The organism is Microbacterium sp., from assembly GCF_036566905.1.
Taxonomy (GTDB): Bacteria; Actinomycetota; Actinomycetes; order Actinomycetales; family Microbacteriaceae; genus Microbacterium.
The window spans coordinates 1-22,684 of record NZ_DATCVK010000079.1 but is presented as its reverse complement, the minus strand read 5'-3'; the positions used below and the strand labels follow the sequence as shown (position 1 = coordinate 22,684).

Sequence of the window (22,684 nt, the reverse complement as noted above, 5' to 3'; positions counted from 1 at the left end):
CGCGCGGCCGCGCCGCGGCCCCACGCTCGTCGCGGTGCCGGTCAGCGTCGACGTCAGGTGCGTGCGGCCCTCGGTCGCGGTGGACGAGACTGTGCGGGTGATGCGCGGCTCGAGGGTGCCGAGGGCCGCGCTCGGACGCTGCGGGGTGCTCATACCGCTTCGCGTCTCGCGGGCGGCGCCACGTCGAGCAGCACCTGGCCGACCACGGTCTCCTGGGTGACCCCGTCGAACTCGGCCTCGGGGTGGAGGATCAGCCGGTGCGAGAGCACCGGCACGGCGAGCGTCTTGACGTCGTCGGGCGTCGCGTAGGTGCGGCCCTGCGAGGCGGCGCGGGTGCGCGCCGCGCGCGTGAGGGCGAGGGCGCCGCGGATGCTGACGCCCAGGCGCACCTCGTCGGCCGTGCGCGTACCGTCCACCAGCCGCGCGATGTAGTCGAGCACGAGTGCGTCGACGTAGACCTGGGCCGCCAGGTCGGCCATGCCCACCAGGGCCTGTGGCGTGATGATCGGCGCGAGGTCGGCGGTCGCGATCGCCGCGCCGTCGAGGATGCGGACCGTCGCGGCGTGGTCGGGGTAACCGAGCGACGTGCGCATCATGAAGCGGTCGAGCTGCGCCTCGGGAAGGCGGTAGGTGCCGGCCTGCTCCACCGGGTTCTGGGTGGCGAGCACGAGGAACGGCACACCGGCCTCGCGTGAGACGCCGTCGATCGTGACGCGCCCCTCCTCCATGACCTCCAGCAGCGCCGACTGCGTCTTGGGACTCGCGCGGTTGATCTCGTCGGCGAGCACGATGTTGGCGAAGATCGGGCCGGCGTGGAACTCGAACACGCCTTCCTTCTGGTCGTAGACGCTGAGCCCCGTGATGTCGCTCGGCAGGAGGTCGGGCGTGAACTGGATGCGCGTGTTGGTGCCCTGCACCGACTGCCCCATCGCCCGGGCGAGGGAGGTCTTCCCCGTGCCCGGCACGTCCTCCAGCAGCACGTGGCCGTCGCTGAGCATCGCCGTGAGGACGAGCTCGACGACGTGGCGCTTGCCGAGCACGGCGCGCTCGACGTTGTCGGCGATCTGCCCGAACGTCTGCGCGAACCAGTCGGCCTGCTCCTGGGTGATCGTCATGTGCTGTCCTCTGTCGTGTGGGGATGCGGGGTTCGCGGGGAGCGGATGGATGCCGGTGGTCAGGGACCGGGGTTGCCGTTGTTCGGCTGGCAGTCGGCGCCGAAGGTCTTGCTCACCGGGGCCAGCCCCCAGCCCTGGGCGTCCCAGTTCACCGCCACCGTGATGCCTTCGACGCGCACCGCCTTGATGGGCACGTCCCACGTGTCGGCGGTGTGGGTAAGCAGCGCGCCCTGCGCGTCGAAGTAACGCAGCCCGGCGTTGCCGAAAGTGAACGCCGCCGAGGTCCCGTCCGGCGCGTTGGAGGACTGTCCGCGAGTGCCGAGCGTGCCGCCGCCGACGCAGGAGGTGACCTCCCACGTGGCCTGCACCTGGTACGGGGCGCTGCCCGCGCGTGCGGTCACGGTCGACCACCCCGTGGCGGTGCTCCACCACTCGTGCACGTAGCGCACCTGGATGCCCGGGGTCCTCCCGAACACCGTGGTGCCCGGGCCCCAGCCCTGGAACTCGACGCGGTTGTGGTTGGGGATCTTCTCCGTCGTCGTCGGATCGGCGCGGATCACCCAGTCCGCGCGCAGGTCCTGCACATTCGGCGTCGCGTCGACGGCGAACGTCCAGCCCTGCGGTGCACGGCCGGACTGATGCGCGCGCACCGTCGCCGTGGTCTCGGCGCGGCCGAACGACGTGTCGTCCCACCACGATTCGACGCACATCTCGAAGGCGTACTCCTCGCCGTCGGCAAGCCCCGGGAACGTCGCCGTGGGGCCGTCGTCGGTCACCGTGCAGCGCTGGCCGTCCGGGACGATGCCGTAGCGCAGGCGAGACCCGTCACCGTTGCGTACAGCGGACGCCGTCGCCGTGATCGTCGCCGTGCCGTCGTCGTTCGACACCGAGCTGAGCGTCAGCTGCGGCGACAGCGGACTGCCGATGCCGTTGGCCTGCGTGGTCGCTGCGGCGCCCGACGCGCTGCCCCCGAGCCCGGGCGGCAGGTCGAAGCGCGAGTAGGGCGTCACGGTGATCAGCGACGCGGTGTTGCTGCCCACGCGGTACCCGCGCACCTCGACGCGCGTCTCGTTGCGGCCCACCGGCACGCGCACCACCTCGCCGGCAGGGCTCGAGATCTCAAGGCTCCCCGTCTCGCCGGTCTCGATGCCGTTGATCACGAGCGACACGATGCCGCCGGCGCCGTCGCCGGTGACGACCGGGGCGGCCGTCACGCTCGTCGGTGCCAGGGGCGCGTCGTACGCCCACGCCAGTGTGCGGACGCTCCCCTTGGACTCCCCCACGCCGTTGACCGCCCACGCCTCGTAGCTGCGCTGCTCGCCGTTCGGCGCGGCGACCGGCGGGCAGACGCCGTCGGCAGAGCACCGCGCGACCTCCTGGCCGCCTGAGCGGACGACGAACCCGGAGAGCGCCGGATACGCCAGACGCGCCTGGCCCGGGTCGACGCGCAGCGTGACGGTGCCGTCGGCGTAGGCCGCCTGGCTGATGCTCGCGGGGGGCTTGGGGTACCCCAGCAGATCCAGCAGCACACGCCCGTCGCGCTCGGCGTTCGTCACCCTGCCCTGGGCGTCGCGCACCGAGAACGTGGCGGTGCACGTCGCCCCCGGGGCATCCGTCGTCCACGTCGCCGTGATCGACGTCGCCGACGCGACCTGGAACGCGACGCCGGCGCACGACCCCGTCGGTCGCACGCCGACGACCTCGAGCGGGGTGCGCGGGAGCGGGTTCACCTCGCCGCCCGCGCCGATGACCGGGATGGTGCACGACGATCCGGACGCCTGCGAGCACTGCTGCACGACGGAGCCGCCCTGCGGCAGCGTCGAGGGCGCGGCGCCCACGCGCAGGATGAGGCGCGCGGGCGTCACCGAGGGATGGCTCGTGACCGACACCAGCACGGCCTCCTCCGACCCAGGGACGGCGCGATCGGCGCCGGTCACGGTCACGATGGAGCCCTCCTGCGTCACCTGGAACGCGGTGCCCGAGTGCTCGGTCGCGTAGACGATGCCTGCCCAGTCCTCGCGCAGCTGCCATGTCGTCATGTTCTTCAGGTCGAACGACGCGGTCTCGCCCGGACCGACCGTGATGGAGCCGGGACGCAGCTCGGGCTGGGGATCGCGCGGGTGCACCACGATCGGGACCGAGAGGAACGTCCACTCCTCGTCGCCCGACAGCCGCACCGGCACTTGGCAGGCATCCACCCAGGGAGCACCCGCTCCCGCGTCGTAGCGGATGACCGTGCCGGAGTCGATCGCGCACGCCGCCTCCGCACGGGCACCGGATGCCCGGACGTCGTCGCCGATCTCGATGACCGCGCCGCGCGGGCGTGCGACGAGGCTCGCCATGTCGAAGGTCCCCGACTCGAGCTCGGTGACTTCGGGGGATGGCGCACCCGCGCGGAGCGTCAGCGCCAGGTCGTCGTCACCCGGCACGCGGAGGAACCCGTACGAGGTGACCTCACCGGCAGCGCTCTCGCCGCTGACGGCGAAGGGGATGAGCAGCGTGGTCTCGGGGAGCGCGCCGCGCAGACGCGAGCCCTGCACCGACACCCCCTCCGGATCGCCCCACAGCGAGAGTTCGAGGTCGCCGACGTCGCCGCCCGACCACGCGACCTTGCCCGCCAGCACGTCGACGCCGCGCGGGAAGTCCTCGCGGCTCTCGACGGTGAGGCTGGTGTCGGCGACGACGGGGTAGTCCGGCACGCTCTCGCGCACCACCCGCACCACGATGAGGCCGCGCCCGGTGTTGCCCGACGAGGACTCCACGTCGTAGAGGAACGACATCGTCGCCGGCTCGTCGCCCGCGGCGATGCGGACGGTCGCGTCGTCGAGGGCGACGATCTGGTCGCCCAGCCGCTCGTACTCCGGGTTGTCGCTGCCGTCGACCAGGGTCGCGGGCACGTCGGGACGGATGTCGGTCACGCGCAGCTCGCCCATCGTCGGATCGACGTCGTTCGAGAGCGGGCTCACGCGGATCGTGTTGCCGTCGCCCGCCTGCACCTGCACGTAGTCGGTGAAGGTGACAGGGCTCGGGTTGGCCTCGCTGTCCAGCACGCCGACCCGCACGGTGCCCTCGGCGGTCTCGCCGAACGCGTCGACGACGCGGTACCGGAACGACACCTGCCCGCTGTCGCCGGGAACGCTCGTGTACATGATCGACGCGCCGTCGGCCGTGATCGTGGCGGCCCCGCGCTCAGGCTGCGCGACGATGCGGTCCAGGGTCACGACGTCGCCGTCGGGATCCATGCCGAAGCCGTCGAACTCGATGAGCGCGGACTGGCCGCTCAGCACGCGGCCCTCGAGCGTGTCGGCCGTCGGCGCGCGGTTGGCATCGGCGTCGATGACCCGCACCCGGACGGCCGCGGTGTCGGCGAGCGCCGGCGCACCGGTGGTGAACACCGAGTACTCGATGCCGTACTCCCCCGGCTCGCCGGGCGCCAGGTAGCGCAGCAGGTCGCCCGACGCGAACGCCAGCGCGGCATCCGAGGACGACCGCACGGACGCGGGGTTGAGGGTGGGCAGGCCGCCCGACGGCGAGATGTCGTTGTCGAGCACCGGGATGTCGATCTGCGCGCCGGCGCGGACCACGACCGTGTCGTCGACGGCGATCGGCGCGAGCTCGGGCGCCGGAGGCAGCAGGTACACCGTTGCCTCGCCCTGGATGCTCGCGCCGGTGTCCTCGGTGCCGTCGCTCACCACGTACGAGACCGTGCCCAGCCGGCCGGCTGCGCCGTCCGCCGTCGTGCCCGACACCCGCAGGTGGTTCTGACCGACGGCGTCGACCGACAGCGTCGCCCCGTCGTCCGCTCGCGCGGTGACGTCGCTCAGCAGCAGCACGCGGCGCGTCGGGTTCGAGACCGCGTCGAAGACCTCGAGCGTGGCGTCCTGCTGGGGGTGCACGAACGCCACCACCGGCGAGGTCGAGAGCTGGGCGGGGGCGTCGGCGGGCAGCAGGGTGATCCGGGCCGTGCCGGCCGCCTCGCTGACGCCGTCCGTCACCGTGAAGTCGACACGGAACGTGCCGGGGTTCTGCGCCGTGAAGTCGAACGACGTCGAGCCGCCGACCACGGTGGCGGTGGCCGCCGCGTCGTCGAGCACGCGCACCGACTCGAGCGAGAGCGTGCCTGCCGTGCCGGTGACGTGGTCTGCGACGTCGACGGTCATGCCGGATGCCACCGTGTCGGTGACGGCGAACGACTGCGCGGCCAGCTGCGGCTGCGGCGACACCTTCACGATGAGCGACTTCACCGCCGTCTGCCCCTGCGTATCGGCGACGGTGACCGCGAGCTCGATGAGCTGCTCGCCGCCGTCGCCGGTGTCGCTGTGCTGGTAGACGACGTCGCCGCCCGGGGTCGACGCGACGCTGCCCGTCCCCGTCACGTTCTCGACCGACAGCAGCAGCAGCGGGTCGCCCTCGGGGTCCACCCAGCCGGGGAGCACCGGCACGGTCACCGTGCCGCCGCGCGCGACCTCCGGCTGCGGCCATTCGACGAGGCAGCGTTCGACGCCGCACCACTCCGGTGCCGATTCGGCTGCTCCATCCGCCACGGTGACGGTGACCGTCGTCGTCTCCGACATCAGGCCGTTTTCGGCCGTGCCGTCGGTGACGGCGTACGAGAAGGTGGCCGAGCCCGTCGCACCGGTCTGCACGCGCACCGCGAGGCGCTGGTCGTCGTCGGTCACGGTCACAGTGCCGAAGGCGGGATCGAGGCCGGTGACCGATCCGGGGTCGATCGTGAGCACGTCCTCGTTCGGGTCGTGATCGTTCATGAGCACCGGCAGCGAGGCGAGCGCTCCGGCGCGCACCCCGAAGGCGTCCGGCTCCGCGATCGGCGGCTTCGGGTCGAGCACGACCTGCAGCTGCTCGCCGCTCGGCACCGCGTCGGGGTCGGTGCGGTCGTCGAGGCTCCAGTCCTGGCTCGAGGCGATGAGGGCGCCGTCGGGCACCGACCACGCCCATCCCGACCGCGTGTCGTTGAGGATCACGGAGTTGTCGCTCGCGACGAAGACCGGGCGGACCTGGTCACCCAGCGCCTCGGCGCCGTAGTCGAGCACGACCGTCGCGCCGTTCGAGCGCCACAGCAGCCCGCCCGCGTCGCCGGTGCCCAGCCAGGCGGCGTACGTCTCGCCGTCGTGCGTGACCGGCTGCGCGGGCGTGCCGAGCACCGGGCCGGCGCCGCCGCCGACCTCGGTCGCCATGCTGGAGCCATCTGCCGGCACGCGCACGAGCGCGGTGTCGTCGGCGAGGTACACGTCTGTGCCGCCCGCGTCGGGCGCGCCGACGACCACGGTGCCGGTCGTCGGCGTCCGGACCGGACCGTCCTGGCCCCGTAGCCAGACGTCACCGTCCTCGGTGTCGACGACGGCCCACGTGTCACGCGCGGCGGTGATCGCCGGCACGGCCAGCCCGTCGGCGTCGAGAGCGTCGCGCCCCCGCACCTGGCCGTCGCGGACGTCGTAGCGCAGCACCGAGCCGTCGGCGCGCGAGTACGCGAACAGCACGCCGCGCGCGTCGACCGCGATCGCCTCGGCGGTGTACTGCGGCGCGTCTTCGTCGTCGGTGCGGAACGGATCCAGTTGGGATGCCGAGCCGCTGGAGAGCCGGCCCGCGAACACGGCCCCCGAGTCCGTGAGATACGCCACGTAGTCGCCCGCGGTGACGACCTCGGTGGTGCCGGGCGGTGTCTTCTGCGACGCCTGCAGCGCCTCTTCGTCCAGATCCGCGGGCATCGCCGCGTCGATGCGGGTGAGCGTGCTGTAGCTGTCGCTGAAGAGGTACGCGGCATCCCCCGTCTGCACCACCTGATCGGGGTTGCTGATGCTGCGGACGGTGTCGAGCTCGCCGACCGAGGTGTTCACCCGCGCGTAGCGCCTGCCTTCGCCGGTCTGCAGCGCCCACACCGCCGTGTCGACGTCGGGTGTCTCCTGGGCGTCCAGGCCCGGCCACACGATGCTGACCCCGATCACGGCGGCCACGGCCGCTCCGGCGGCGACGAGGCCCGTGATCGTGCCGCGGCGGATCACAGCACCCCCGCCGCCAGCAGCGCCACGACGACCGCGCCGGCGCCGGCGACCACTCCCGCGCCGATGCCGACGACCCACGGCAGCGCGCCGCCGCCCCGTCTCCGGCGCGCGGCGGCGGAGATCTCGGTGTCCTCGTCACGGGCGAGGGCGGCGACCCCGGTGCCCGCCCGGGACTTGCGGGTGAGGTCGCGCTCGATGTGGGAGCGGGCAGGTCCGCGCAGCGCCGAGTCGCCGAAGTCGACCGGGCCGGATGCAGGTGACCATTCCGCGTCGGGGATCTCGAGCGGCGTCGGCGAGAGGCCGAGCCCCGCCTGCACCTCGCGCAGCGCCTCGCCGAACGCCCGCGCCGAGTCGTAGCGGCGACCCGGGTCGCGGCTCATCGCCGTGGCGAGCACGGTCTGCAGCGATGCCGGGACGTCGGCGCGCGGGATCTCGACGTACGTGGCGCGCGCGATGCGACGCCGCAGCAGGTCCTTGGTGTTCTGACCGCGCTCACGCCGCTCGAACGGGCTGTGGCCCGCGAGCAGCGAATACACCGTCGCGCCGAGGCTCCACACCTCGCTCGTGACCGTGCCGCTGGTCTGCTCCGCCACGACCTCGGGCGAGCTCCACGGGATCGACATCGCCAGGACCTCGCCGCCGCTCTTGCGCTGCAGCGAGGCCGAGATGCCGAAGTCGGCGAGCACCGGGGTGCCGAACGTCGTGATGAGGATGTTGCTGGGCTTGACGTCGCGGTGGATGAGGCCGGCACGGTGCGCCGACTCCAGCGCGCTCGCCATGCGCACGCCGATCGCGAGCACCTCCTCGACGGGGATGCGCTCCACCCGGTAGCGCTGCGCGAGCGAGCCGGGGCAGTACTCCATGACGATGTACGGCCGCCCGTCGGCCGAGATGCTGGCCTGGTAGACCGTGACGATCGAGGGATGGGCGGACAGGTGCGCCAGCACATCGGCCTCGGCGTTGAACATCCGCCGCAGCTCGGGGTCGCGCACGTCGCTGGGCATGACCTTGACCGCGACGTTGCGGCGGGGCATGTCCTGCTCGTAGAGGAAGACGTCGGCGAATCCGCCGGAGCCGAGAGGGCGGATATAGGCCAACCCGGGAAGTAGCGGGGGCGCCGAGGGAAGCCGTGTGGCCACCACACCTCCCCCGCAGTCCGCTACCTTGACACGACCCGTGCCGTCGTGACGGCAACAAACCTGGCCATGCTAACAAAACCAGCTGCGCGAGTCAGTCCAGATGGGGGGCGTCGCCGGGGTCGTGCGGGTCGAACGGCGCGTCGAGCGACTTCGTGAGGTCCGCGAGCATCGCCTCGATCTGGGGCTCGACGAACTCGCCGACCGCGGCCTGGATGCGCAGGCGATGGTGCAGCAGGATGGTGCACACCTCGCGGCCGACCATGTTGGCGTAGTCGTCCGCGAGGCCGACCTCCTGGCGGAGCGCGGCCTTCGCCTCCTCGGTCAACGGCGGCAAGTCCGGAACGTGCGCGTCGGCCTCCTCGGCGAGACCGGCGATCGTGAAGAGGAACGGCGCACCGGGCACCGGTTCGGGATCCAGCGGCAGCCCCTCGAACTCGGGGTCCAGTCCCTCGCCCGGGCGATAGCTGCGCGCGCGGTTGCGGGCCGCCTGCTGGTCGAGCTCGGTCTGCAGCATGGGGAGGTTCAGCGCCGTGTACTCGGCGACCGAGCGGTCGACGATGGTCTTGATCCGAGTGGAGAGGCCGTGCTGCACACCGTGCGGGACATCGGCTCCGAGCCCCGCGGCCGACAGCACCGGCGACCCGAAGCAGCGCCGGCACGGAGCGGTCCGGCCGCGATGCGTCGCGGGCTCCCATCGCGGCAGCCAGGCGAGCCAGGCGTCCACCGCCTGGCTGACCTGGGTCTCGAGCGACCGCTCCACCCGGTCAACGCTAGTACCCGGCATGTGTTTTCGCCCGGATTCCCGCGGTTTCCGGCGGTGCCGGCATCCGGATCACTCGTCGAAGTCGTCCTCCCAGGGCCACCGAGGACGGTGGGCTCGCGTGCGCACGAGCGCGATGCCCGCCCACGCCGACACGAACGCGGCGGCCGCCACCGACACCCCGAACCACGACGTCGCGAGGCGCCCGGCGACGGCCGTCGCCACCCCCAGGTCCGCCCCGGTGAACACAGCCGCGAACCACACGGCTCCGACGTACGCGAGGAACGCCGCTGCGGTGGTCCACGCGGCCCCCCAGTAGGACGGATGCCGCGCCGCGGCGCTCCCGCCCGCCGGACCGCTGCCGGCGCGGGCGATCGCCGCCCACAGGCCGCCCGCGAACGCGAGCGTCGCGCACACGACGCCCGCTGCGCCGGGAATCTGCCCGAGACCGGGCGTCGCGATCACGTCCTCGGCGAGGATGAGGCTCGTCATGCCGAGCCCGAAGATGGTGAGCGCGACGAAGCCGATCGTCGCGAACGCGAGGGCGATCGGCGGCCGCACGGGACCCGCCGACGCCGCGCCTTCCCCGTCACCGGCCATGCCGCCAGCCTACGTCGGCGGCATCCGGATCGTACGGGGTGGGGCTACGCGCGGACGAGCTGCGGCCCCGCCTCGAGCGTGCGCTCGTACTCCCGCTGCGCCTCGATGTTGAGCTCGGTGACACGCTTCGCACGCGATGCCGCCCACGCCCCGAACCAGATGGTCAGCTCGCGCCCGATGACGAACGCGGCGATCGCCAGCGGCGTGAGCAGCTCGGCCTCGGCGAGGTCGCCGCCCTCGGTCGCCGTGAGCTCCCAGAACGGCGCCTGGAAGAGCGCGCCGAGGATGTGCCCGCCGTACGCGGCGACGCCGACCAGGATGCCGAAGACCACCCATGCGCCCCACCGGCCGCGGTTGATGATCGCGCCCAGCAGCCAGAACGCGAAGAAGAAGACGACGACCGGCACCCACAGCGACCAGGTGCCCAGGGCGCCGACGACCGTCGTGCCGACGTTCTCGCCGGTCAGGTCGCCCTCGATCGCGTCGATGCCGAGCCAGACCGCGAGGTACAGCACGGCGAACGCGAGGGCGGCGAGGAGGCCGATGGCACCGGCTGCCGCGCGGTTGCCGCGCGGTCGGGGCGCTTCCGGCGCCTGGACGAAGATGGGCTGCGGCGCAGCGGCGGCGACGACCGCCGGCTCGGCGACGACGGGCTCGCTCGGAGTGACGACGGGCGCGGCGACGACGGTCGGGGCGTCGTCGGCAACGGGTGCCGCCGTGGAGGAGTAGTCGAGGGATGCCGCCTCCGGCGATGCCCACGGGTCGGGCTCCGCGTCCGCCGGGGTCGTGGTGGCGGGGGCCACCGCCTCGTCGGCCGGGACGGCGGCGGGCTCGTCGGCGACCGCCGGAGCACTCGCGTCGTGCGCATCCGAGGGGGCGGATGCGGCTGCGGTGGGGCTGTCGGCGTCGACCGCGTCACGGCGGGCGGCCTCTGCATCGGCGAGGCCTTCGTTCGCACGACCGACGACGTCGTCGACGCCGTTGGGCTCTTCGACGGGCTCGCCGTAAGACGACTTGGGGTCACTCATCGCAGGCACTCCTCACGCAGGGCCAATCCCCGCAGTGGCAGAGTAGCCCGCGGGCCCACGCAAGCCGCGGAGGCGTGCCGGAGGAATGCGCGCCCGCGTCGCGGCGTCCGCCGGCGGGCGGCGCCACTACCCTGGGCCCATGGCAACACCTGCGCGAACGCCTCGAGGCAGCCGGCGGGCGGCGGCAGCGGCATCCGTCCTCCTCGCGCTCGCCGTGCTGACGGCATGCGCACCCGACGACGCACCCTCCGGCGACGGTTTCACGTACTCCCCCACCCCCACGACGGACGCGTCTGCGACGGCGACCCCGACACCGTCGGCGACGCCGGTCGCCGACATCCCCGACGACTGCCGCGCGATCCTCACCGCCGACGTGCTGGCGCAGCTCGAAGGCATCCCGCTCAACGACCCCGCCTTCGGGTCGTCCGGCCCGCAGCCCGACGGCGGCCTGGTGTGCGTGTGGCGCGACCCGGCCACCGACACCACGGGACTCGTCACGACCATCACCTACATGTCGCGCGGCCCCGCGCTCGACATGCTCAACAAGCTCGTGACCGACGAGGGCTACACCTGCTACACGCCGGACGGCGGCACGCGCTGCGAGAAGACCTGGCAGAACGAGACCTACCCGGTGACCGACGGGCGCACGCTGTTCTGGCGCGACGACGTCCTCATCGACACGACGTATTCGAATCTCGCCCCCAGCGGCTACACGGCCGCGGTCGTCGCGAGCATCTTCGGCTGACGCCCGGGCTGCCGGATCAGCCCCACACGGTGCGGTCGAGCCGCGAGCCGTAGTCATCGGGGTGCCACTGCGTCTCGACGCTCACGAGCCAGAGCCCGTCGCGCAGCGTGTGCTCCTCCCGCACAGCGCCCTGCGTACGCACACACACCGTGGCTTCCCCGGCGGTACGGCACGAGAAGCCGTCGCCTGAGAGCGCTGCCTCGGCGATGGAGGCGGCATCCGGGTCGACCCTCGACAGCGTCGTGACGATGCCGCCCGAGTCGAACCGCCAGGTGCAGGTCACCAGCACGTCGGGAGCGGCCGCGTCGGCGAACGAGGTCGCCGTGGTGGCGGGCGGGCCCAGGGACTGGCCGAGGAGCGAGCCGGGCCGCCACGTCAGCTCGTTCCACAGGTCGTCGGCGTACAGCGTGCGGCAGTCGATGGCTCCGCCGTCCGCCACCGTCTGAGCGGGAGTCTGCTGGGGCGTGGCACTCGGCCGGGGCGCGGTCGCAGTGCGCAGCGTGTCACCGACCCACGCCGCCGTCACCGGCAGCATCGGCAGCGACAACCAGACGAGCGCCCCGACAACCGCTCCGCACAGGATCCCCGCGGGCACGGCGATCCACGCATTGCGACCGCCGATCCGTGCCATGGGGCCCCCACCTCCGCTTCCCACGGTAAGCCGGAACGAACGGATGACCTCGACCCACGCCGCGGAACCGCCGCCGCCGCTCCGGCGAGCGGTGCAGGATACACTCCCGCCGCGCTGAGTTCGACCCCCTCTCCACAACCGCCCCGGATGACGGACGGTTTTCTCCCACGGCGGATCCCCCGGGCCCGGCACAGCGCCGGACCGACACCGCACGTGAAAGTGGAGGAGGAGGAGCATGTCGACTTACGACACCGATCCGTATACGAACCAGAGCACGGGCTCAAGCCAGAGCACGGGCTCAAGCCAGAGCACAGGCTCAGGCCAGAGCACAGGCTCAGGCGACGTCAAGGAGCGCGCGGTCGAGACCGTCGCAGAGGTGGACGCGGGTGCCAAGTACGTTGCCGGCGTCGCCGGTGAAGAGGCCAAGGGCGTGGCGCACGACGCGAAGGATGCCGCTCGCGGGTTCCTTCACGAGACCCGCGCGCAGCTGACGGACCAGGCATCGACCCAGCAGCGCCGCGCCGCGGGAGCATTGCGCAGCACGAGCGACGAGCTCGCCGGGCTGGCTGACGGCACGGCCACGGGCTCGGGAGCAGCGACGAACGCCGTGCGCGCCGTCGGCGAGCAGACCCGTCGCGTCGCCGACTGGCTGGAGCAGCGCGAACCTGCCGACGTGGTCTACGAGGTCCGGACCTTCGCGCGGCGGCACACGGGAGCCTTCCTGGCCATCGCGGTCGGAGTGGGCCTCGTCGCCGGTCGCCTCACGCGGGCGCTCGTGTCCGACGCCCGCGACAATGATCGGACCACGGGCGGAACGCCCCGTCCGTCGGGCCGCGCACAGCCGGCCCTCGTCACGGGCTCGCCGACGGTCGCAGGCGGCACCACCGCCGGCCTCGGCGGCACGGCAGCTGGTGCCGGCACGGTCGGAACGACCGGTTACGAGGAGGGTGACACCCCCATCGGCGACGCCCTCGCGGGCGACCCGCTGACGACCGGCGCCGGCCCCGATGCCACCGGCGGAGCAGAAGACGAGTGGTCCGCCACGGGAGAGGTACGACGATGACGGACATGCCCACGCCGTCTCAGCAGAAGGCGGCCGAGACATCGTTGGGCGACCTCGTCGGCGAGGTCTCGCGTGACCTGTCGGCGCTCATGCGCAAAGAGCTCGAACTTGCGAAGGCCGAGCTCTCGGAGTCGGCCAAGCGAGCCGGTGCCGGCGCAGGGCTCCTCGGCGGCGCCGGATACGCCGGCGCGATGGCCATCTTCTTCCTGTCCGTCGCCCTCTGGTGGGGTCTCGGCGACCTCATCGACAGCCTCGGCTGGTCGGCCGTCATCGTGGCGGTCCTCTGGGCCATCGTCGCCGCCATCCTCTACGCCGTCGGGCGCAAGCGACTGAAGACCGTGCAAGGGGCTCCGAAGACGGTCGAGACCGTCAAGGAGATCCCCGACGCGCTCAAGAGAAATCAGGAGAACCGATAATGAGCAATGCAGATCAGATACGCGCCGACATCGAGGTGACGCGCGATGAGCTGGGCCGGGATGTGGACGCACTCGCCGACAAGGTCTCGCCCCCGAAGATCATGGAACGCCAGAAGACGCGGGTCCGGCAGGTGCTCGGCGACGTCAAGGGCCGCGTGATGGGAGTCGCTGACGACATCGGCGACTCGGCATCCTCGGCCGGCCACACGGTGGGCGACAAGCTCGGCGCGGCGGGCGACGCGGTGAAGGACCTGCCGAACAGGGCCAGGCAGACCACGCAGGGCACGCCGCTCGTGGTCGGCCTCCTCGCCGCCGGCGTCGGCTTCCTCGTCGCGAGCCTCATTCCCGCGACGGACGCTGAGAAGCGCTGGAGCACCCAGCTCCGCGACCAGGCGCAGCCGCTCGTCGACAAGGCCGTGGACAAGGCGAAGGATGCCGCGCAGGAGGTGGCGGAGAACCTCAAGGAGCCGGCGAAGGACGCCGTCGACCAGGTCAAGGATTCGGCCGTCGCGTCCGCCGAGACCGTGAGGGAGGAGGCGCAGAGCACCGCCGAGCGGGTCAAGGAGAACGTCGCCCCGAGCAGCGGTTCGACCGGCACCACCGGCACGACGGGCACCACCGGCGCGACCGGTACCACCGGCGACACGGGGCTGCCGACGCAGTACTGAGTCGCGGCATCCGTCCGCAGCGAACGACGAAGGGCCCCGGCGTGATGCCGGGGCCCTTCGTGTTGCCTCGTCTCAGTCCGATCGCTCGGCGACCGGACCGACGACTCAGTTGTAGTCGGTCGTGAAACCGTCCGTCGAGAAGCTGTCGAAGTCGACGTAGCTCAGGTCGGCGTCGGTGTACGCGCCGTCCGAGGCGAAGATGCGGTTGGGGTACCGCTCGCTCTTGGCCTCCTCCGTCGCCTCGACCGTGACATCGCGGTACTTCGCGAGGCCCGTTCCGGCGGGGATGAGCTTTCCGATGATGACGTTCTCCTTGAGGCCGACGAGCGGGTCGCTCTTGCCCTCCATGGCCGCCTGCGTCAGGACGCGGGTGGTCTCCTGGAACGACGCGGCCGACAGCCACGACTCGGTCGCGAGCGACGCCTTCGTGATACCCATCAGCTCGGGACGACCCGACGCGGGGCGCTTGCCCTCGGCCACGGTCTCGCGGTTGATGTTCTGGTACTTCTTGAAGTCGACCAGCTCGCCCGGCAGCAGCGTCGTGTCGCCGTGGTCGACCACGGTGACCTTCCGCAGCATCTGACGGACGATGACCTCGATGTGCTTGTCGTGGATCGGCACACCCTGCGAGCGATACACGCCCTGGACGCCGTTGACGAGGTACTTCTGCACCTCGCGGGCACCCTGCACACGCATGACCTCCTTGGGGTCGAGCGTGCCGACCTGGAGAGGCTGACCGACCGTGACGCGCTGACCGTCCTCGACCAGGAGCGTCGCGCGCTTCAGGACCGGGTAGACGTGCGGCTCGTCGCCGTTGTCGGGCGTGAGGATGACCTTCTTCGACTTCTCGGTCTCGTCGATCGTGATGCGGCCATCGGCCTCGGCGATCGGCGACGCGCCCTTCGGGGTGCGGGCCTCGAACAGCTCCTGCACGCGGGGCAGACCCTGCGTGATGTCGTCGGCCGACGCGGAACCACCGGTGTGGAAGGTACGCATCGTCAGCTGCGTGCCGGGCTCACCGATCGACTGGGCCGCGATGATGCCGACGGCCTCGCCGATGTCGACGATCTTGCCGGTCGCGAGCGAACGGCCGTAGCACTTCGCGCAGACGCCGACCGCCGAGTCACAGGTGAGGACCGAGCGGACCTTGATCGACTCGACACCCGCACCGACGAGCTTGTCGATGAGCACGTCGCCGACGTCCTCACCGGCGGAGGCGACGACCTCGCCCTTCGGGTCGACGGCGTCGGCCGCGAGCGTGCGGGCGAACACCGAGTTCTCGACGTTCGCGTCGCGCACCAGCGCACCGTCGGCGCCGGGGGCGGCGATGGTGAACTCGAGGCCCTTGGTCGTGCCGCAGTCCTCCTCGCGGATGATGACATCCTGCGAGACGTCCACGAGACGACGGGTCAGGTAGCCCGAGTCGGCCGTACGGAGGGCCGTGTCGGCCAGACCCTTACGGGCACCGTGCGTCGCGATGAAGTACTCCGCCACCGACAGACCCTCGCGATACGAGGAGATGATCGGACGCGGGATGATCTCACCCTTGGGGTTGTTCACCAGGCCTCGCATACCCGCGATGTTGCGGATCTGCAGCCAGTTACCACGAGCACCCGACGAGACCATCCGGTTGATGGTGTTGTCGGCCGGGAAGTTGTCCCGCATCGCCTTCTGGACCTCGTCGGTCGCCTCGGTCCAGATCTTGATGAGCTCCTGACGACGCTCGGCGTCGGTGGTGAGACCCTTCTCGAACTGCGCCTGGACCTTCGCGGCCTGCTTCTCGTAGCCCGCGACGATCTCGCCCTTGTTCGGGGGCGTGAGGATGTCGCTCAGCGCCACCGTGACACCCGAACGGGTGGCCCAGTAGAAGCCGGCGTCCTTGATGCGGTCGAGCGAAGCCGCGACCTCCACCTTCGGGTACTCCTCGGCGAGCTTGTTCACGATCTGCGACAGCTTGCCCTTGTCGGCCTGCTCGCGAACGAACGGGTAGCCCTTGGGGAGCGTGTCGTTGAAGATCGCCTGGCCGAGCGACGCGTCCACGAGGCCGTGGCGCTCGTAGCCCTCGGGAGCCTCGCCCTCGAGGAAGGCGAGACCGGGGATGCGGATGCGGACCTTGGCCTGCAGGTCGAGGGTGCCCTCGTCCTTCGCCAGGATCGCCTCGCCGACCGAGCCGAACACGCGACCCTCACCGGCAGCGCCCTCCTTGACCGTGGTCAGGTGGTGCAGGCCGATGATCATGTCCTGCGAGGGCAGGGTGACCGGGCGGCCGTCCGACGGCTTCAGGATGTTGTTCGACGCCAGCATCAGGATGCGGGCCTCGGCCTGAGCCTCGACCGACAGCGGCAGGTGGACGGCCATCTGGTCGCCGTCGAAGTCTGCGTTGAACGCGGCGCAGACAAGCGGGTGCAGCTGGATGGCCTTGCCCTCGACGAGCTGAGGCTCGAAGGCCTGGATGCCGAGACGGTGCAGCGTGGGCGCACGGTTGAGGAGCACGGGGCGCTCGCGGATGATCTCCTCGAGCACGTCCCAGACCTCGGGACGCGTGCGCTCGACGGCGCGCTTGGCCGCCTTGATGTTCTGCGAGTGACCGAGGTCGATCAGGCGCTTGATCACGAACGGCTTGAACAGCTCGAGAGCCATCTGCTTGGGCAGACCGCACTGGTGGAGCTTGAGCTGCGGGCCGACGATGATGACCGAACGGCCCGAGTAGTCCACGCGCTTGCCGAGCAGGTTCTGGCGGAACCGGCCCTGCTTGCCCTTGAGCATGTCGGACAGCGACTTGAGGGCACGGTTGCCGGTGCCCGTGACGGGGCGACCACGGCGGCCGTTGTCGAACAGCGCGTCGACGGCCTCCTGCAGCATCCGCTTCTCGTTGTTGACGATGATCTCGGGGGCACCGAGGTCGATCAGGCGACGGAGGCGGTTGTTGCGGTTGATCACGCGACGGTAGAGGTCGTTCAGGTCGGAGGTCGCGAAGCGGCCACCGTCCAGCTGCACCATCGGGCGCAGCTCCGGCGGGATCACCGGGACGACGTCGAGCACCATCGAGGCCGGGCTCATGCCGGTCTGCAGGAACGAGTTGACGACCTTGAGGCGCTTGATCGCACGGATCTTGCGCTGGCCCTTGCCCTCGGAGATCTGCAGGTGCAGGTTCTCGGACTCGGCCTTCAGGTCGAACGCCTCCAGGCGGCGCTTGATCGACTCGGCGCCCATGTGGGCCTCGAAGTACTGACCGAAGCGGTCCTGCAGCTCGTGGAAGATCTCGTCTTCGCCCTTGAGCTGGCCGACCTCGAGCGTGCGGAAGTCCTCCCACACCTTCTCGAGGCGCGTGATCTGGTCGTCGGTACCCTTGCGGATGCCGGCCATCTCCTTCTCGGCGGCGTCCTTGACCTTCTTCTTCTGGTCAGCCTTGGCACCCTCCTCCTCGAGCGCGGCGAGCTCCTCCTCCAGCTTCTGGAGGCGAGCGGCGACACGCGCGTCGCGGCGGTCCGCGAGCGTCTTCAGCTCGAGGCGGATGTTGTTCTCCTGTGTCGAGAGGTCGCGGTGGCGAGCCTCCTCGTCGACGGAGATCACCATGTACGCGGCGAAGTAGATGACCTTCTCGAGGTCCTTCGGCGCCATGTCGAGCAGGTACCCGAGGCGCGACGGGACGCCCTTGAAGTACCAGATGTGCGTGACGGGCGCGGCGAGCTCGATGTGGCCCATGCGCTCACGGCGCACCGAGGACTTGGTGACCTCGACGCCGCAGCGCTCGCAGACGATGCCCTTGAAGCGGACGCGCTTGTACTTGCCGCACGCGCACTCCCAGTCGCGCGAGGGTCCGAAGATCTGCTCGCCGAACAGACCGTCCTTCTCGGGCTTCAGGGTGCGGTAGTTGATGGTCTCGGGCTTCTTGACCTCGCCGTAGGACCAACGACGGATGTCGTCAGCGGTGGCCAGGCCGATGCGAAGCTGATCGAAAGTGGTTGATTCGAGCACTGGTTCTCCTGTGTCGGAAATTCGTTCGTTACCTGGCGCGCTTAGATCTCGTCGATCGACGACGACTCGAAGCGGCTGGAGATGTTGATGCCGAGCTCTTCAGCGGCACGGAAGGCGTCGTCGTCGGTGTCGCGGAGGTTGACCGCCGTGCCGTCGGCCGAGAGGACCTCGACGTTCAGGCAGAGCGACTGCATCTCCTTCATGAGCACCTTGAACGACTCGGGGATGCCGGGCTCCTGGATGTTCTCGCCCTTGACGATCGCCTCGTACACCTTGACGCGGCCGAGGATGTCGTCGGACTTGATCGTGAGGAGCTCCTGCAGCGCGTACGCGGCGCCGTAGGCCTCGAGGGCCCACACCTCCATCTCACCGAAGCGCTGACCGCCGAACTGCGCCTTACCACCGAGCGGCTGCTGGGTGATCATCGAGTACGGGCCCGTCGAGCGCGCGTGGATCTTGTCGTCCACGAGGTGGTGCAGCTTCAGGATGTACATGTAGCCGACCGAGATCGGAGCCGGGAACGGCTCGCCGGAGCGGCCGTCGAACAGCTGCGTCTTGCCCGAGGAGTCGATCAGCCGCTCGCCGTCGCGCGTGGGGAGCGTCGAGTCGAGCAGACCCGCGATCTCCGCCTCGAACGCACCGTCGAACACCGGGGTGGCGACCTTGGTGCCGGCCGGCGCCTCGAAGGCCTGCTCCGGCAGCTGGGCGGCCCACTCCGGGATGCCCTCCACCTTCCAGCCCTGCTTGGCGATCCAGCCGAGGTGCAGCTCGAGGACCTGGCCGAAGTTCATTCGACCCGGGATGCCGAGCGGGTTCAGGATGACCTGGACCGGCGTGCCGTCCGCCAGGAAGGGCATGTCCTCGACGGGAAGGATCTTCGCGATGACGCCCTTGTTGCCGTGACGACCGGCGAGCTTGTCGCCCTCGGTGATCTTGCGCTTCTGGGCGATGTAGACCACGACGCGGCGGTTGACGCCCGAGCCGAGCTCGTCGTCGCCGTCCTCGGCGTTGAACTCCTTGACCGCGATGATCGTGCCCTGCTCACCGTGGGGCACCTTCAGCGACGTGTCGCGGACCTCGCGGCTCTTCTCGTTGAAGATCGCGCGGAGCAGACGCTCCTCGGCCGACAGCTCGGTCTCGCCCTTCGGCGTGACCTTGCCGACGAGGATGTCGCCGGGGCGCACCTCGGCGCCGATGCGGATGATGCCGCGCTCGTCGAGGTCCTTCAGCAGGTCGGGGCTCACGTTGGGGAGATCACGCGTGATCTCCTCCTTGCCGAGCTTCGTGTCGCGGGCGTCGACCTCGTACTCCTCGATGTGGATCGAGGAGAGGGTGTCGTCCTTCACCAGGTCCTGGCTGAGGATGATCGCGTCCTCGAAGTTGTGACCCTCCCACGTCATGAACGCGACGAGGAGGTTCTTGCCGAGGGCGAGCTCGCCGTTCTCGGTCGCGGGACCGTCGGCGATGACCTCGCCGGCCTCGACGCGCTCGCCGGCCGAGACCACGACGCGCTGGTTGTAGCTCGTGCCCTGGTTGGAGCGGTCGAACTTGCGCAGGAAGTAGTCCTGGGTGCCGCCCTCATCGAGCTGCACCGTCACGACGTCAGCCGAGACCTCGACGACGACACCGGCCTTGTCGGCGGTGACGACATCACCGGCGTCGATCGCGGCGAAGCCCTCCATGCCCGTGCCGACCACCGGCGACTCGGAGCGCAGCAGCGGCACGGCCTGACGCTGCATGTTCGCACCCATGAGGGCGCGGTTCGCGTCGTCGTGCTCGAGGAACGGGATGAGCGAGGTCGCGACCGACACCATCTGGCGCGGCGAGACGTCCATGTAGCCGATCTCCTCCGAGTGGAAGAGGTCGACCTCGCCGCCGTTGCCGCGACGTGCGAGGACGCGGTCCTGTGCGAAGCGGCCGTCGGCCTTCAGCTCGACACCGGCCTGCGCGACGATGTAGTCGCTCTCCTCGGAGGCGGTCAGGTAGTCGATCTGGTCGGTGACCTTGCCGTCGACCACGCGGCGGTACGGCGTCTCGATGAAGCCGAACGCGTTGATGCGCGCGAACGAGGCGAGCGAGCCGATCAGGCCGATGTTCGGGCCTTCCGGCGTCTCGATGGGGCACATGCGGCCGTAGTGCGACGGGTGGACGTCGCGGACCTCGACACCGGCGCGCTCACGCGACAGGCCGCCGGGGCCGAGGGCCGAGAGGCGACGCTTGTGCGTCAGACCCGCGAGCGGGTTGTTCTGGTCCATGAACTGCGACAGCTGCGACGTTCCGAAGAACTCCTTGATCGCGGCCACGACGGGGCGGACGTTGATCAGGGTCTGCGGCGTGATCGCCTCGATGTCCTGCGTGGTCATGCGCTCGCGGACGACGCGCTCCATGCGCGACAGACCGGTGCGGACCTGGTTCTGGATGAGCTCGCCGACCGCGCGGATGCGACGGTTGCCGAAGTTGTCGATGTCGTCGACGTCGAGGCGGATCTCGGCCGGCTTGCCGCCGCGCACGCCGTCGAACGTGACGTCGCCACGGTGCAGGCGGACCAGGTACTTGATCGTGGCGACGATGTCGTCGACCGTCAGCACCGAGTCGCTGAGCGGCTTGTCGAGACCGAGCTTGTGGTTGATCTTGTACCGGCCGACCTTGGCGAGGTCGTACCGCTTCGGGTTGAAGTAGAAGTTGTCCAGGAGCGCGCGGGCGGCCTCGGCGGCGACCTGCTCGCCCGGACGGAGCTTGCGGTAGATGTCGCGGAGGGCGTCTTCCTTGCTGAGGATGGTGTCCTTCGACAGCGTCTCCTCGATGGAGTCGAAGCCGGCGAACTCGGCGAGGATGTCCTCGCTGGTGAGGCCGAGCGCCTTCAGGAAGACGGTGACCGACTGCTTGCGCTTGCGGTCGATGCGGACGCCGACCTGATCGCGCTTGTCGATCTCGAACTCGAGCCAGGCACCCCGCGACGGGATGACGCGCGCCGACACGATGTCCTTGTCGGACGTCTTGTCGGGGGTCTTGTCGAAGTAGACGCCGGGCGAACGGACGAGCTGCGACACGACGACGCGCTCGGTGCCGTTGATGATGAACGTGCCCTTGCCGGTCTGGAGCGGGAAATCGCCCATGAAGACCGTCTGCGTCTTGATCTCACCGGTCTGGTGGTTCATGAACTCGGCCTCGACGTAGAGCGGGGCCGCGTACGTCTTGCCGCGCTCCTTGCACTCCTCGATGGAGTACTTCTCGGGCTCGAGGTACGGGTTGGTGAACGAGAGCTGCATCGTCTCGCTCAGGTCCTCGATCGGCGAGATCTCCTCGAAGATCTCCTCGAGCCCGCTGATCTCGGGCACGTCGGTGCGACCGTCGGCCTTCGCCTGGGCGACGCGGGCCTTCCAGGCCTCGTTGCCCACGAGCCAGTCGAACGACTCGGTCTGCAGCGCGAGAAGGTCGGGGACCGTCAGCGTGTCGGAGATCTTGGCGAACGAGAGGCGGGATGCTCCGCGTCCGTTCTTAGGGGTGGTGGTGGGGTTGGATGCGTTGCGCGCAGCAGCCAAGGGGATTACCTCCGTGGGCCCGTAGGGCTCGTTTCCTTGTCGTCAGGTGGAGTGCTCTCTTCCCCGAAACCCGCGCGGCACTCCTCGCGTGAACGCGGGGGGGCGCAGGCACAGCCGACCACCATATGAGGGCAGGGGGAATCCAAGAGCGCAAAGACCCACTATACGTCGAACGACGCGCCGTGTCCAGTCGAATCCTTGACGACTTTTGGATGCTGCGGTATAACCCCGCGCAACGTCGCGCCCGCGCACCAGGCCAGTGGCCGGAGCGCGCGGGCGCGACGTGCTGCTGCCTACTTCTTGCCCAGGTTTCCCTTGCAGGCCATGCCCGGGTTCACGCCCACGTCGATGCCGGCGCTCACGAACATGCCGTAGCTCTGGATGCCTTTGTAGCCGTTCTTCTGGTTGCCCCGCATCGCGAGCATGTCGTCGTCGAAGCCTTCGGGGTTGCCCTCGACGCTGTCGATCGTGTCCTGCCCCGAGAACGCGCACTCCGATGCGGAGTTGTTGGCGCCCTGCGCCTCACCGCCGTTCCCGGTCGCCTCTCCTGCCATCGCGGCTCCGCCGCTTCCGAGCACCAGCCCGATCGCCACGACCGCGCACGCCAAAACCTTCTTCATCGCATTCCCCTCCCCGTGGTGACGCCCGAAGCCCCGGATCGGACGGACGGCGTCCCCTTCGGCGCCGTCACCGCCGCACCATACTCCTGCGAAAGGGCGAGCGGAAGGAGTCTTCATGCGCCGAGGATCGGCCGCTGCCGATACATCGATGCACTGAGACCGTGGCGGGAACACGCCTCCTGGGTCCATGATGTGGTCATGACTGGGGGACGATCCCCCGTGATCCGCACGCCCGACCAGCGGATCCGGGTGTTCGTGAGCTCGACCCTGCGCGAGCTCGCTGACGAACGTGAAGCAGTACGGTCGGCCATCGAGCGGCTCCGACTCGCGCCCGTGATGTTCGAACTCGGAGCCCGCCC

General features: G+C 70.4%; 15 protein-coding genes. 5 read left to right on the top strand and 10 right to left on the bottom strand.

From position 1 onward, the window contains the following. Positions 1-149 precede the first annotated feature (149 nt). From VIP82_RS06465 to VIP82_RS06440, 6 genes are all read right to left on the bottom strand, one after another. Positions 150-1,115 (bottom strand): AAA family ATPase, encoded by a 966-nt coding sequence (locus VIP82_RS06465; protein ID WP_331906817.1) that lies wholly within the window; start codon positions 1,113-1,115, stop codon positions 150-152. 59 nt (positions 1,116-1,174) lie between these two features. Then, the gene (locus VIP82_RS06460) at positions 1,175-7,135 is read right to left on the bottom strand and encodes an Ig-like domain-containing protein (protein ID WP_331906815.1); all 5,961 of its coding nucleotides are present in this window, start codon (positions 7,133-7,135) and stop codon (positions 1,175-1,177) included. Further along, a complete protein-coding gene (locus VIP82_RS06455; protein WP_331906813.1) occupies positions 7,132-8,274 on the bottom strand; it encodes a serine/threonine-protein kinase in 1,143 nt (380 codons plus the stop codon). The genes VIP82_RS06460 and VIP82_RS06455 overlap by 4 nt, the downstream gene beginning before the upstream one ends. Before the next feature lie 91 nt (positions 8,275-8,365). Continuing rightward, complete coding sequence (locus tag VIP82_RS06450) at positions 8,366-9,034, bottom strand: spermidine/putrescine ABC transporter substrate-binding protein (RefSeq protein ID WP_331906811.1); 669 nt, start codon at positions 9,032-9,034, stop codon at positions 8,366-8,368. Positions 9,035-9,106: 72 nt separating this feature from the next. After that, positions 9,107-9,634 carry a DUF6121 family protein gene (locus VIP82_RS06445; protein WP_331906809.1) on the bottom strand — a complete coding sequence of 176 codons (528 nt, stop codon included), beginning with the start codon at positions 9,632-9,634 and terminating at the stop codon, positions 9,107-9,109. 44 nt (positions 9,635-9,678) lie between these two features. Next, positions 9,679-10,662, bottom strand: a complete 984-nt coding sequence (locus tag VIP82_RS06440) for an ABC transporter (RefSeq protein ID WP_331906807.1) — start codon at positions 10,660-10,662, stop codon at positions 9,679-9,681. A 139-nt stretch (positions 10,663-10,801) separates the two neighbouring features. Between VIP82_RS06440 and VIP82_RS06435 the strand changes: the two genes are divergently transcribed. Continuing rightward, positions 10,802-11,407 carry a hypothetical protein gene (locus VIP82_RS06435; RefSeq protein ID WP_331906805.1) on the top strand — a complete coding sequence of 202 codons (606 nt, stop codon included), beginning with the start codon at positions 10,802-10,804 and terminating at the stop codon, positions 11,405-11,407. Between the two features lie 16 nt (positions 11,408-11,423). On the opposite strand, the gene VIP82_RS06430 is transcribed toward VIP82_RS06435, so the two are convergent. Then, positions 11,424-12,038, bottom strand: a complete 615-nt coding sequence (locus VIP82_RS06430) for a hypothetical protein (RefSeq protein WP_331906803.1) — start codon at positions 12,036-12,038, stop codon at positions 11,424-11,426. 235 nt (positions 12,039-12,273) lie between these two features. Between VIP82_RS06430 and VIP82_RS06425 the strand changes: the two genes are divergently transcribed. The 3 genes from VIP82_RS06425 to VIP82_RS06415 are packed head-to-tail and all read left to right on the top strand — an operon-like array spanning position 12,274 to position 14,185. Continuing rightward, positions 12,274-13,101 (top strand): hypothetical protein, encoded by an 828-nt coding sequence (locus tag VIP82_RS06425; RefSeq protein ID WP_331906801.1) that lies wholly within the window; start codon positions 12,274-12,276, stop codon positions 13,099-13,101. Next, the gene (locus VIP82_RS06420; RefSeq protein WP_331906799.1) at positions 13,098-13,517 is read left to right on the top strand and encodes a phage holin family protein; all 420 of its coding nucleotides are present in this window, start codon (positions 13,098-13,100) and stop codon (positions 13,515-13,517) included. Before VIP82_RS06425 ends, VIP82_RS06420 begins: the two co-directional genes overlap by 4 nt. Next, entirely contained in the window at positions 13,517-14,185 is a 669-nt protein-coding gene (locus VIP82_RS06415; protein WP_331906797.1) for a DUF3618 domain-containing protein, read from the top strand. Before VIP82_RS06420 ends, VIP82_RS06415 begins: the two co-directional genes overlap by 1 nt. Before the next feature lie 105 nt (positions 14,186-14,290). On the opposite strand, the gene rpoC is transcribed toward VIP82_RS06415, so the two are convergent. The 3 genes from rpoC to VIP82_RS06400 form a co-directional block, all read right to left on the bottom strand. Further along, positions 14,291-18,163, bottom strand: a complete 3,873-nt coding sequence (gene rpoC / locus VIP82_RS06410) for a DNA-directed RNA polymerase subunit beta' (RefSeq protein WP_308867821.1) — start codon at positions 18,161-18,163, stop codon at positions 14,291-14,293. Positions 18,164-18,204: 41 nt separating this feature from the next. Continuing rightward, positions 18,205-21,705, bottom strand: coding sequence for a DNA-directed RNA polymerase subunit beta (gene rpoB / locus VIP82_RS06405; protein ID WP_331906795.1), 3,501 nt, complete (start codon positions 21,703-21,705; stop codon positions 18,205-18,207). Positions 21,706-21,998: 293 nt separating this feature from the next. Beyond that, positions 21,999-22,325, bottom strand: coding sequence for a hypothetical protein (locus tag VIP82_RS06400; RefSeq protein ID WP_331906793.1), 327 nt, complete (start codon positions 22,323-22,325; stop codon positions 21,999-22,001). A gap of 198 nt (positions 22,326-22,523) precedes the next feature. On the opposite strand from VIP82_RS06400, the gene VIP82_RS23020 reads away from it, so the two are divergent. After that, positions 22,524-22,684: DUF4062 domain-containing protein (locus VIP82_RS23020; RefSeq protein WP_414684623.1), on the top strand; the 161-nt coding region annotated here is incomplete at its 3' end.